We start from the raw sequence: 12,595 nt of genomic DNA, 5'->3' as shown, positions 1-12,595 counted from the left end.
ACACTGGAGCCATGAGTACGAGGATCGAGCAGACCGTCGCGGATCTGCAAGCGCAGCTGGCCGGCTCGGGGGAACTTTCCACCCCCGAGCTGCTGGCCCTGTCCTCGCTCGCCGCCAGCATCCTGCCCGCCCTGCGCACCGCCAGCACCACGCTCACCGACCCGCGGGCCGCGCTGGCCCTGAGCACGCACACCGAACGGCTGGCCCATGAGGCGGTCCGCACCCAAACCCACTGCGCCCACCTGGTTGAAGCCAGCGGCGCGCACCGCTTGGACATCGCCACCCTCGACGCGCTGCGCGCGCAGGCCACCGACTACGCCACAGCCCCGGCCTTCGCCGAGTCCCGCCCCAGCTACAAGGGCGCGACGGAACTCCTCGCCGCCTGGCTGAACCTCGACATTTTCGAGGCCCGCCGCCGGGTGGAGGACGCGCACCTGGTCATCTGCCAATTCGACCAGCAGGGAAACCGCTGCCCGGCGCAATTCCCCCGCCTCGCCCAACGCTTCGCCACCCGCGGCGCCGACCCGCGCGAAACGCTGAGCGCCGCCCGCCGGCTGCATAAGCTCGAACCGGTTCCGGGAGAATTCGACGCACCCGGCACGGCCTGTGCGCAGGATGCCAGCGGGCAGCTGGTCGAAGAAGCCGCCGTGGAACTGCTGGAGGAGCCGGAACCGAAAACCCGGTCCAAGAAGTTGAACCAGCTGATCAAATCCGCCAAGGCCACCGCTGCCGAGCTCGAGCCGGAGTCGGCTGCCGGAATCTACCGCCAGGGTGAAAAGGATGGGCTCATCGTCTACCAGGTCCGGCTCTCCGCCTTGGACGCCGCTGCCTTCGAATCGCTGCTTTCGCAGGCGGACAATCCGCGCACCGAGGCCGGCGCCGCCAGCCGCCAAGTCGAATCGGCCCACGCACCGGGCGCCATCCCGGAGCACCCGGATTTCGTCTCCGACGAACAGGCCGCGGCGAGCACCTGGAACCCGCTGGTGGAGGCGACGGTCGCCCGGCGCCGACTGCAGGGGCTGATGAACCTGTTGACGGTCAATAGCAAGAAGCTCAGCCGGCTGCTGACCGCCCGCACCGCGCAGAAGCCCTCCGCGGGCACACCCGGCGAGGCGCTCGCCCCGGCGGACCCCGAGATCCCGGTGGTTCAGCCCACCATCATGGTCCATCTGACCTTGGCGGAGCTGACCGGATTGGCCAAAACCCACGGGGTGACCGACAGCGGCTTTGAAATGCGGCCCACCGACCTAAGACAGGCCCTGGCCAAAGCGAAGATCATTCCCCTGGTGCTCGGCGGCCGCGGCGAAATCCTGGACATCGGCCGCGAACAACGAAACTTCCCCAAGTACATGCGCCGGGCGATCAAAGCCAGAGACCGTGGCTGCATTGTGCCCGGTTGCACCGTGCCGCCCGAGCACTGCGAACTCCACCACATCTGGTGGTGGTCAAACGGCGGACCCACCGCGGTGTACCTAGGCTGCTGCCTGTGCACCGGGCATCATCACGACGTGCATGCCGGAGTGCTGAAGGTTGCCTCCAACGGCGGCGTCCCGCAGGTCATCCTGCCCAAATTCGTCGATCCGACGCAGACTCCGCAACGCAACAGCATCAATGCCCGCCGCGCGGCCTAGCCTACCGGGTGTTCGCAGATAAACGGCCGCTTGCTGCGCACCCGCACCGCATAGCCATCGATCCCGGCGCCAGCCAAGGAGATCCGCTCGAACTCCGGCAGTGCGGCCGGGTCAAACTGTTCGACCTGCATGGTGTTATCCGCTCCATCGCGCCAATGCAGTCCACGCGCCTGGCGTTTGCGCGGTTCCGCGGCCCGGCGCGGCAGGTAGTTCGCGGCCGCTTGGCGGCCCTGGCCGAACACCGTACGCACCTCCAAACGCACCGGCATCGAGTCCCAGCCGCTGAGCCCGGCGATCACCATCCGGTCCCCGCGCCGCACCAGACGGTCGCTGACATGCTCGCCCCAGACCCATGGCTGATCGGCCACGCGCAAGAATTCGGCGGGGCTCAAGTTATTAACCGCCGCGATCCCATGCACCCGGCAGTTATCGAGGCATTCGGCGAATTGCCCGTATTCCAGCGTCTTGGGCTCCCGGCCCGGATCCGTGCAATCGCATCCGCCCCCGGACGGCGGCTCGGTCGGCACCACCTTGCCCACCGCGGTGAAACTCAGCGGTCCATATCCCCGGGCCAGCGGGATCTCCAGTGCAAGGTGCCCGGCCAGCCGTTGTTCGATGAACCGCACGAGCACCACGACCAGGCACAGAGCCAATGCCATGACTCCGATGACCAGGGAGTCGATGCGATCCCGATCCAGCGCGTTGACCACCTGCTTCGCATCGGTGAAAAACTGCCAGACCAGCTTCAGCAAGGGGTAGATCATCGAGCCCAGCGCCAGATACCACAACGTTTTCGGCAATTGCCGGTAAGCGTGCAACCGCGAGCGCTGCTCGGGCGGAATATCGACCGTGGAGGTTGAAAGAGCACGCCAACGACGCAACCTGGCGATAAAGCGCAGCTGATTGAACAGTCCCGTCAGCGCCAGCAGCCCGAAGAAGGCGCCGCTGCCCAGCAGCACCAGCTGCGGCACACCCACCGGCTGCAGGATCAGATACAGCGCGGCCGTCGCCGTCAAAGCCAACCAGGGCGCGATCCGGCAGGCGGCCCACATCACCGCAACGCATGCGGCGATCACCGAGAAGGTCAGCAGTCCGCCCAGTTCGAGCTCTTCCCGATCGCGGTAGGCGAAGCGGAACAGGTAAACGTTCAACGCGATCAGCGGCAGCCAGCTCGCGAGCAGGACGATCACATTGGGGATGTCGCGCGGGATGCTGCGCCACTCTTCCTCGGTCACCGAGTAGAACGGCACAGGCTTGCTTTGCGCCGCCCGCACTCCCTCCGAGGCGTATCTCGCCTTCAACTGAGCCATTGCTTATCCTCACCGGCCTCGACTACCCGCTAACAATGATTTAGTCTATAGGCCGGACTTTATGCTTGCACTCCACCTTTGGGTTGATCTTCAATACGCCCCCTACGCAGCCTGGATGAACTGTATCTGGAAAAGAGCAGTTAAATGAAGGAAAGGCCCAACCCGGAGCGGGTTGGACCTTTCCTCTCAGTACTTGCCTAGCTAGACGCTAAGCTCAGCGCAGCAACAGAAATTAGTTGCCGGTCAGCTTCTCGCGCAGGGCAGCCAGTGCTTCGTCCGAAGCCAGGGTGCCTGCATCGGTGGCTGGAGCCTCCGAGGAGTACGATGCTGGAGCAGCAGCTGCGGCAGTTTCGCCGGCAGCAGCAGGCTCTGCTTCTGCGTCGGCAGCGATTGCGGCAACAACCTGCTTCTTGTGAGCTTCCCAACGCTCCTGAGCGGCAGCGTACTGCGCCTCCCAAGCGGCGCGCTGGGTGTCGAAGCCCTCGAGCCATTCGTTCGACTCTGGGTCGAAGCCCTCTGGGTACTTGTAGTTGCCCTCTTCGTCGTACTCTGCGGCCATGCCGTACAGAGCTGGATCGAATTCGGTACCCTCTGGGTCCACGCCTTCGTTAGCCTGCTTGAGCGACAGCGAGATGCGGCGGCGCTCCAGGTCGATGTCGATGACCTTGACGAACAGCTCGTCGCCCACGGAGACAACCTGCTCGGCCAGTTCAACGTGGCGCACTGCAAGCTCGGAGATGTGGACAAGGCCTTCGATGCCGTCTTCGACGCGAACGAACGCACCGAATGGAACCAGCTTGGTGACCTTACCTGGTACAACCTGGCCCAGCGCGTGAGTGCGGGCGAAGGTCTGCCAAGGATCTTCCTGGGTAGCCTTCAGCGACAGCGAGACGCGCTCGCGGTCCAGATCGACTTCGAGAACCTCGACGGTGACTTCCTGGCCAACTTCGACAACCTCGGATGGGTGGTCGATGTGCTTCCAGGACAGCTCGGAAACGTGGACGAGGCCGTCTACGCCGCCAAGGTCCACGAATGCACCGAAGTTGACGATGGAGGAAACGACGCCCGGACGAACCTGGCCCTTTTCCAGCTTGTTGAGGAAGGTCGAGCGGACCTCGGACTGGGTCTGCTCGAGCCATGCACGGCGGGAAAGCACAACGTTGTTGCGGTTCTTGTCCAGCTCGATGATCTTGGCTTCGATTTCCTGGCCGATGTACGGAGCCAGGTCGCGCACACGGCGCATCTCGACGAGCGATGCTGGCAAGAAGCCACGCAGGCCGATGTCCAGGATGAGGCCACCCTTGACAACCTCGATGACGGTACCGGTAACGACGCCGTCTTCTTCCTTGATCTTCTCGATGTCGCCCCAGGCACGCTCGTACTGAGCGCGCTTCTTGGACAAGATCAGACGGCCTTCCTTGTCTTCCTTGGTCAGGACCAAGGCTTCGACGCTGTCGCCAACGGTGACAACTTCACCTGGGTCAACGTCGTGCTTGATGGAAAGCTCGCGGGAAGGGATGACACCTTCGGTCTTGTAACCGATATCGAGCAGAACTTCGTCGTGGTCAACCTTGACGACGGTGCCTTCGACGAGGTCACCATCGTTGAAGTACTTGATGGTGGCATCGACTGCGGCCAAGAAGTCCTCAGCGGATCCGATGTCGTTAATTGCGACAACTGGTGCGCTGCTGTTCTCGTTCGAGGTGATGGTCATGTAGTAGGGACTCCGATGTGGATAGATTTGATCAGTCGAAACCCCGGAAGTCCCGGAATTTCGAAGGGGGTAGAACATGAATGCGGACACGACAAAGCCATGGCACGCTGTTCAAGTCTACGCGCCTAGCACACGGCGGGTCAAAGCGTAACCCGCCAACATCCTCGCAAGCGTTTTGTGAACTTCGTCATATCTGCCGGTTAATGCGACCCGTCCCACTAGAAACCGTGCGGAGTGAATCCCTCGCAAGCCGTGCTGAATAAGTCCAGCCACGGCCCTGCTGTTCCTCCGCCTTCCAGTTCAGCGCGTCCTGACGCAAGCAGGAGGTCCAGCTGAACCGTGCCCAGATACAGTCCAGCCAGATCCCGCTCCGACAGCGCCACCCGCGGCAGATCGGATTCGGCCTGCCCTTCCTCGATTCGGCTCACCGTGGCGCGGGAATCGGACACGTCGAACAGGTAGGTTCCGGAGATCAGGTTCATCGGATCATTCACGCACAACAGCAGACGGCCGTCACGCTTGTAGCCGCGGGCTTCGAAGGCAGCGGCAACGTCAAGCACCCGAAGCCACAGCACATCATCGATCGAACGCACCTGGTAGTCCCGCACGTTATCCAGTACATTGCGCAGTGGATCCGCCACAGGGCCTTGGCCGTGCACTTCCTCGACCAGGTCATGGTTGCCCAGGTACTCGAAGAGCTTGAAGCGGGCGGCGTCGCTCGTGGCCACCAGCTTTTGCACGACCAGCTTTGCCTTGGGCTCATCCCATCCGCCGAACTTGTAGGCGGCGAAACCACCGAGCTGGCCGGCGCCGTCGTAATAAGCGGCGAAGCGCAGGTTCTTCGGCTTATCCAAGGTCTCCCAAGTGTCCCAGCGTCCCAGGGCGAAGCCGTTGTCGTACTCGGTGCTGTCCACGGAACCGAAGGTTTGCTCCAGCGCACGCACGGCCAGCGCAGCATACTCGGCTCCGAACTGCTTCGGATCGATGTCGATCACCTGTCCAGGCACCTGCACCCGCAGCTTGACCCCGTGGGCGCACTTGAGCGTGAATCGGCTTTGGTAGGTGGCTGGCTCGAAGCCGTACCGCCCGTAAATGGTCGCCTCCGACGCGGTCAACGCCGCAATCGGGAATCCCGCCTGCTGGGCATAAGCCAGGTCGGCAGTGATCTGCCTCGACAGGATTCCGCGCCGCCGATAGCTCGGAGCGACCGTGACCGCAGTAATCTTGTGCGCTGCAACGGGCGCCTGGCCGCCGGCATTGAGCAGCCCTGGGAACGCGCCATAGGTGTGCACCGGGTGCGCGGCATGTCGCGAGTGCGGCTCGGCAGCTGGATCGAACACCAGTGAAAAGCGCATTTTCAGCGCGTAGGTCAGATCCAGGTAGTTCGACCACTGGTTCTCTTCGGGCAGCTGCTCATAGAAGCCGATCCCGGTGGCCTGGTGGAACAGCTTGATCGATTCATCGAGCTCGGGGCTGCGGACGGTGGCCTGGTAGGTCCGGGTTTCCAGCTTCGGCTTGCTTGCTAATTCCATCGTGCTCCTCGGCAGGAAATATGTGGCTGATCACAGTCTATGCTAGCGCCGGTGCGGCGCAAGGGGTTCACCAGGCTTCGGAGAGCTTAACGAACTCCAGTCCGTCCTGGAGGGCACCAGCCAGTCCGCGAGCGATCCCCCGGGCCGTGCCTGACGCCGGTTGGTTGAAATGCCCGATCCCCACGCCGCCGTCCTTCAGCAACTGAAATTGTGCGGCCACCGTTGCTGCCGGGAAGGTCGCGCCCGCATCCAGATTCACCGTGAAGTTCATCGGGATCAGTCCCAGCTGGCGGCACAGCGCCGCTGAGACCTCATCCATATGCGCGGTGCCCGATCGGAAAAACCGCGCCGCCACCCCGAACTCATCGTTCAGATACCGCTGGTTGCCCATGACCTCGTCGTAGGCTTCGCCCACCGAACGAGTTCCGGAAATTCCGTAGGCCGCTTGCCCATCTATGGTCAATGGAACATGCGAGGTTCCATGATTTGCGATTTCAAACAATGGATCGTCTACCAGCTGCGCCAAGTATCTGCCGTTGCTCCTGGCCCATCGCTGGTTGACGAACAATGTTGCGGGCACCTCGCGCTCGCGCAAGGCATCGATCAGCGCATGGTCGATAGCCGAACCATGCGCTCCCCCGCAGGCGTCAAAGGTCAGCGCCACCCTATTTTTCCCGGTGGGCATCGCCAGTTCGATCCCCTTGGCCTCCAAACCGAACTCGCCTGCCGGAGCATTCTTGAATTGCTCGATGATCTGCGCGCGCGTGGGGTACTGCTGCGCGGGGCTGGCAACGGACGAGGGCGCGTTGGTTGCAGGGGTACTGGTTGTCGAAGCAGGCGAGGATGCAGCCATCGATTCCGACGCACCCTTGGGCACCTGTGCAGCGCAGCTGCTAAGCAGCCCCGCTGCGGCTGCCCCGAAGCCCAAGGCTCCGGCCTTCAAAGCCCAGCGGCGCGAGCGCTGTTCCATGTTCGTCTCTTCCATCATGCACAGTGGTTCGCACCGAGGGGCAGGTGCACCATCAGATGCCCCTGCCCCTCGGTGTTTGCTTCGCTTCGGGAGCAGGGCTCCTAGTGCTCGGCCTCATGCCAGGACTTGCCGATGCCCGGCTGGACGTCCAAGGGGACCTTCAGCTCGGCGGCCCGGCTCATCTCGCCCGTCACCAGTTCCTGCACCGCGTCGAGTTCACCGGCGGCTATTTCCAGCACCAGCTCATCGTGCACCTGCAAAAGCATCCGGGATTTGTACTTCCCCTCGGCCAGCAGCTTGGCAATGTTCAGCATCGCGACCTTCAGCAGATCCGCGGCGGATCCCTGGATCGGCGCGTTCAGCGCCGCGCGTTCGGCGATATCGCGCAGCCTGCGATCGGAGCTGTTGAGCTCCGGCAGGTAGCGCCGGCGGCCGAAGATCGTTTCGGTGTAGCCGTCCTTGCGCGCCTGGTCGACGACGGAACGCAGATAGGTGCGCACCGCGCCAAAGCGTGCGAAGTAGTCCTTCATCAGCGTGCGCGCCTCGTCGACGGAGATCTTCAGCTGCTTGGACAGCCCGAAGGAGCTCAGCCCGTAGGCCAGGCCGTAGCTCATCGCCTTCACCTTCGAACGCATCTCGCTGGTGACCTCTTCGGGGGCCACGTCGAAGACATGCGAACCGACGAACCGGTGCAGGTCCTCGCCGCTCTGGTAGGCCTCGATCAGGCCCTCGTCGCCGGACAGGTGCGCCATGATACGCATTTCGATCTGCGAGTAGTCCACGGTCAGCAGGGTTTCGTATCCCTCGCCGACGACGAACACGTCGCGGATGCGCCGGCCCTCTTCGGAGCGGATCGGGATGTTCTGCAGGTTCGGGTTCAGGCTGGACAAGCGTCCGGTCGCGGCCACCGTCTGCGCATAGGTGGTGTGGATCCGGCCATCGTCGCCGATCGATTTGAGCAGCCCCTCAACGGTCTGGCGCAGCTTGATCGCCTCGCGGTACGCCATCAGCGCCACCAGGAACGGGTGCTGGGTCTTGACCAGCAGATCCTGCAGGGATTCGGCATCGGTGGTGAAACCGGTTTTGATCTTCTTCGTTTTCGGCAGGTCAAGCTCTTCGAAGAGCACCACCTGCAGCTGCTTCGGGCTGGAGAGGTTCACCTCGTGCCCGATGGCGTCGTAGGCCTCCTTGGTGGCCTGGTCCACCTGCGAGGTGAAGTGCGCGTGCAGCTCGTCCAGGCGTTCGCGGCTCACCGCAATGCCCGCACGCTCCATCCCGAAGAGCACGTCGATCAGCGGCAGCTCCATGTCCTTGGCCAGCTCCGCGGCATGCTTTTCGGCGAGCTTGGTGGCCAGGAACGCGGACAGATCAAAAACCGCCTGCGCCTGGGCCAGCGTCGGCTCGGCCAGGTCCGCGGTGAGGCCCAGATCCAGTTCGCCCTTCTTCGCCGGCTTGAGCACCGGCACCGTGTACTTCAGGTGGTACTGCACCAGATCCACCAGCTCGTGGCTGCGCCGGTCCGGCTGGATCAGGTAGGCGCTGATCAACGTGTCATCGCCCAGGCCGGAAACACGGAAACCACGCTCGTAAAGCCGATGCATGGCGAGTTTCGCGTCGTGGAAGATCTTCGGCGCCTGCGCGTCCGCCAGGAAGTCGGCAAGCACCTTCTCGCTGTCTTCGCCCAGGCTGGACAGCTCCAGCCAGAGCGCCTTGCCCTCACGGAACAGCGCCACCCCGACGGCTTCGCCGGCGGCCACCGCCACTTGCACCGCAATCGGCGCCCCCTGGCCTTGGGCGATGAATTCGCCCAGCGCCTTCGCATCCTGCGCTTCAAGCCGCTCGAACGCCGCCGCTTCGGGCTGTTCTTCATCCTCCTGCGCGGCAAAGAGATCGAAGAGCCGCTTGCGCAGGGTGTTGAATTCCAGGGCGTCAAAGAGGTTTTCGATCTCGTCGCGGTTCGGCGCGACCAGTTCGGCCTCGTCCAGGCTCACCGGCAGTTCCAGATCGTGGCGCAACTGGTTCAGCCGCCGGTTGCGGGTGACATTGTCCAGGTGGGCGCGCAGGCTCTCGCCGACCTTGCCCTTGATCGCGTCGGCGTTTTCCAGGATGCCGTTGAGGTCGCCGTAGAGGTTCAGCCATTTCGCGGCGGTCTTCGGCCCCACCCCGGGCACGCCCGGCAGGTTGTCGGCGGTCTCCCCCACCAGCGCGGCCAAGTCCGAGTAGCGCTCGGGGCGCACGAAGTACTTGGTCTCTACCGCTTCGGCATCCATCGGCGGGATATCGCTGATCCCCTTCTTCGGGTAAAGCACCATGGTCTTGTCGGTGATCAGCTGGAAGGCATCGCGGTCGCCGGAGACGACAAGAACTTCGAAGCCCTGTTCTTCGCCCTGGGTTGCCAGGGTGGCCAAGATGTCGTCGGCCTCAAAGCTTTCAAGGGTGATGCTGGGAATGTTCATCGCCTTCATGACCTCTTGAATCAGGTCGATCTGGCCATAGAATTCTTCCGGAGTCTTATTTCGTCCGCCCTTGTATTCGGTGTATTCCAGGGAACGGAACGTTGGGGTGTCCAGGTCGAAGGCCACCGCAACGTGCGTAGGCTTCTGCTGGCGGATCATCGTCAACAGCATGGAGACGAATCCGTGGACGGCATTGGTGTGCTGGCCGGTGCTTGTCGCAAAGTTTTCGGCTGGCAGCGCATAGAACGCGCGGAAGGCCATCGAGTGTCCGTCGATGATCAGAAGTTTCTTGTCCGACGTGAATGTCGTTTTGGTAGTTTCGCTCACACCTGAAAGCCTAGTTGCCATGAGCGACAATTTCACTTCTCACGACGAGCAATCTTCAGCACACCCCTTTGCCCAGCAATTGACCAGGCATGGTGTCCCGCAGGCGATGTGGCCTTTTCTCCACGGGCACGGGGTGGGCACGCTGGTCGAAAAGCTTGATATCCACTTCACCGAGTTTGGCGCCGACCGAGTCTGCGCGACCATGCCGGTAGCAGGAAACGCTCAGGTGGTAGGCATCCTGCATGGTGGGGCGTCTGCCGCGCTGGCCGAGACCTTGGGCTCGATGGCTGCGGCCCTGCACGCGCAGGGCAAGGCAAACCCGGTAGGAGTCGACCTGAATGTCACCCACCACAAGGCCGCGCGCCAGGGGCTGGTCAGCGCCGTGTGCACGCCGCTGCACTTGGGCCGGCGCATCACCACCCATGAGATCGTCATCACCAACGAGGCAGGCCAACGCGTGGCCACGGCCCGGATCACCAATATGCTCCTGCCCATCGAGGGCTAGCCGAGAGCTAGGAGACGGCGTAGCTTGAGGCGAAGATATCGTCGCCGAGTTCACGGATTCTCAGCCCGGATAGCTGCGCGTTGGTGTCGCGGCCGAAAATGTTCACCCCGCCGCCGAGGAACACCGGCACCGTCACCACGGTGAGTTCGTCGAGCATTCCGGCCTCGATGAAGCCGCCGGCCAGATCCGCACCGCCAACGAGCCAGACATCCCCGGCGCCGGCGCTTTTGGCAATGTCGCGGCTCCAGAAGCTGATTTCACCGCGGATGAAGGTCAGGTCCGTGTCCGGCAACGAGGGAAGCTCGTGGTGGGTGAAGATCCACACCGGCTTCGCGCCGAATGGCCATTGCAGGCGCCCTTCGCCGATATCCCGCACGATCGTGTCGTAGGTTTTGCCGCCGATGACCACCGCGCCGATGCTGTCGAAGAACTCGCGGAGGTCGGCCTGGTAGCCGGGCAGCTCGGTGAACGGGCGTAGCCAATGCGTGTCGCCCGAATGATCGGCCACAAAGCCGTCGATGGAGGCACCCACGTAGTACTTGAAGCTAGTCATAGCTCCAGTCTAGGGGTGCCTCCATCGAAGGCAATATCTAGTTTTTGCCGCCCACCGGGCGTGCCGGATGCTTAGAGGCCCAAGATCGCTTCGCTCAGCTGCGGAACGATGAGCACCACGCCGAAGAGCACGATCAGCCCGCACAGGCCGAAGCACAGGTAGGCGCCGTACTTATTAGCCTGGGTATTGCTGTGTTCGTCGCGGGCCACCGCCAGCAGGCGAACGCCGAAGGAGTATGCGACCACGATGCACATGGCAGCTACCCAGCTGACCAGTGCGACGATGAGAAAAGCTGACCAGTCGATCATGAGATATCCGCTTCCTTGTCCATGGCTTCCTGCGCAAGCTTCTGGGCGGTCTTTGCTTCGGCCTTGGCGCGGGCGCGACGCTCCTTCTTCGAAAGGATATTGACCGCCGCTCCCGAATTATCGATGTCGGACATCGCGGTATCGTGCCCTACATGGTCCTTGCGGGACATGTACCAGAACAGCAGCAGCGTTCCCACGCCGACCACGGCGACGATCCCGACGCCGACCGGGCCGATGTGGGTCAGCGCCGCGGCGGCACCGCCAACGATGGCGGCCGCCGGAAGGGTGAACAGCCACCCCAGGGCAATACGGCCAGCGGTGCCCCAGCGGACTTCGGCGCCCTTGCGTCCCAGGCCGGAACCGATGACCGAGCCGGATGCCACCTGCGTGGTGGACAAGGCGAAGCCCAGGTGCGATGAGGTAAGAATCGCCGAGGCGGTCGAAACCTCGGCGGCGAAGCCCTGCGCGGGTTTCACATCGGTCAGCCCCGAACCCATGGTTCGGATAATGCGCCAGCCACCGGTGTAGGTACCCAAGGCAATGGCCACCGCACAGGTAGCAACGACCCAAAGGTGCGGGCCGGTCCCGGCGCTCTGCATCCCCGAAGCGACCAGAGTCAGGGTGATAACACCCATGGTCTTCTGCGCGTCATTGGTGCCGTGCGCCAGCGCCACAAGCGAGGAAGAGAAGATCTGTCCGTAGCGGAAGCCGCCACGTTTAGGCGAGGCACCGTTCTGCCGCTTCGTGATCGAGTACGCAAGCTTCGTGCAGAGGTACGCGGAAATACCCGCAATCAGCGGGGCGCACAATGCCGGCAGAAGCACCTTGGAGAGCAGCACACCGTAGTCGATGGCGCCGAACCCGGCACCGACGATCGCGGCGCCAACCAGCCCGCCGAACAGGGCGTGGGAGGAGCTTGATGGCAGGCCGAGCATCCAGGTGAATACGTTCCAGATCACCGCGCCCATAAGTCCCGCGAAGATCATTTCCGGCATGATCTGCACGCCGGTCGTGGGATCTTCGTTGATAATGCCGCCAGAAATGGTCTTGGCTACCTCCGTAGAGAGGAACGCGCCGACGAGGTTCAAGACCGCAGCGAGAGCTACAGCCTTTTTTGGAGTGATTGCTCCGGTTGCGATTGGGGTGGCCATCGCATTGGCCGTGTCATGAAAACCATTGGTGAAGTCGAAAAACAACGCCAAGGCGATGACTAGGACGACGATTAGCGTCAAATCCATTGAATACCAGCCTGAGGGTCGAACGGCAAGGAAAAAGAACTTGGGCCGAGA

General features: G+C 63.0%; 10 protein-coding genes. 2 read left to right on the top strand and 8 right to left on the bottom strand.

Features of this window, described 5'->3' with window-relative positions:
* Positions 1-11: 11 nt before the first annotated feature.
* Complete coding sequence (locus ACT3TP_RS10365; RefSeq protein WP_444620549.1) at positions 12-1,631, top strand: HNH endonuclease signature motif containing protein; 1,620 nt, start codon at positions 12-14, stop codon at positions 1,629-1,631.
* Here ACT3TP_RS10365 and ACT3TP_RS10360 read toward each other — a convergent pair.
* The 5 genes from ACT3TP_RS10360 to polA all read right to left on the bottom strand — a co-directional run bounded on the left by ACT3TP_RS10360 (position 1,628) and on the right by polA (position 9,961).
* Complete coding sequence (locus ACT3TP_RS10360) at positions 1,628-2,941, bottom strand: hypothetical protein (RefSeq protein WP_444620548.1); 1,314 nt, start codon at positions 2,939-2,941, stop codon at positions 1,628-1,630. The genes ACT3TP_RS10365 and ACT3TP_RS10360 overlap by 4 nt on opposite strands.
* A 232-nt stretch (positions 2,942-3,173) precedes the next feature.
* Positions 3,174-4,655 (bottom strand): 30S ribosomal protein S1, encoded by a 1,482-nt coding sequence (gene rpsA / locus ACT3TP_RS10355; protein ID WP_105552334.1) that lies wholly within the window; start codon positions 4,653-4,655, stop codon positions 3,174-3,176.
* Between the two features lie 218 nt (positions 4,656-4,873).
* Positions 4,874-6,187, bottom strand: coding sequence for a GNAT family N-acetyltransferase (locus ACT3TP_RS10350; protein ID WP_444620547.1), 1,314 nt, complete (start codon positions 6,185-6,187; stop codon positions 4,874-4,876).
* Positions 6,188-6,254: 67 nt separating this feature from the next.
* A complete protein-coding gene (locus ACT3TP_RS10345) occupies positions 6,255-7,157 on the bottom strand; it encodes a polysaccharide deacetylase family protein (protein ID WP_105568916.1) in 903 nt (300 codons plus the stop codon).
* A 101-nt stretch (positions 7,158-7,258) separates the two neighbouring features.
* A complete protein-coding gene (gene polA, locus ACT3TP_RS10340; protein WP_444620546.1) occupies positions 7,259-9,961 on the bottom strand; it encodes a DNA polymerase I in 2,703 nt (900 codons plus the stop codon).
* Between polA and ACT3TP_RS10335 the strand changes: the two genes are divergently transcribed.
* Entirely contained in the window at positions 9,960-10,445 is a 486-nt protein-coding gene (locus tag ACT3TP_RS10335; protein ID WP_444615320.1) for a hotdog fold thioesterase, read from the top strand. The genes polA and ACT3TP_RS10335 overlap by 2 nt on opposite strands.
* A gap of 7 nt (positions 10,446-10,452) precedes the next feature.
* Here ACT3TP_RS10335 and ACT3TP_RS10330 read toward each other — a convergent pair whose 3' ends face one another.
* From ACT3TP_RS10330 to ACT3TP_RS10320, 3 genes are all read right to left on the bottom strand, one after another.
* Positions 10,453-10,998, bottom strand: a complete 546-nt coding sequence (locus ACT3TP_RS10330; protein WP_096285224.1) for a dihydrofolate reductase family protein — start codon at positions 10,996-10,998, stop codon at positions 10,453-10,455.
* 71 nt (positions 10,999-11,069) lie between these two features.
* The gene (locus ACT3TP_RS10325) at positions 11,070-11,306 is read right to left on the bottom strand and encodes a hypothetical protein (protein ID WP_096285226.1); all 237 of its coding nucleotides are present in this window, start codon (positions 11,304-11,306) and stop codon (positions 11,070-11,072) included.
* A complete protein-coding gene (locus tag ACT3TP_RS10320) occupies positions 11,303-12,544 on the bottom strand; it encodes an inorganic phosphate transporter (RefSeq protein ID WP_096285228.1) in 1,242 nt (413 codons plus the stop codon). The genes ACT3TP_RS10325 and ACT3TP_RS10320 overlap by 4 nt, the downstream gene beginning before the upstream one ends.
* Between the last annotated feature and the right edge of the window lie 51 nt (positions 12,545-12,595).

The organism is Glutamicibacter sp. AOP38-B1-38, from assembly GCF_052377485.1.
Lineage (GTDB): Bacteria > Actinomycetota > Actinomycetes > Actinomycetales > Micrococcaceae > Glutamicibacter.
This window is presented reverse-complemented; position numbering and strand designations above follow the sequence as displayed.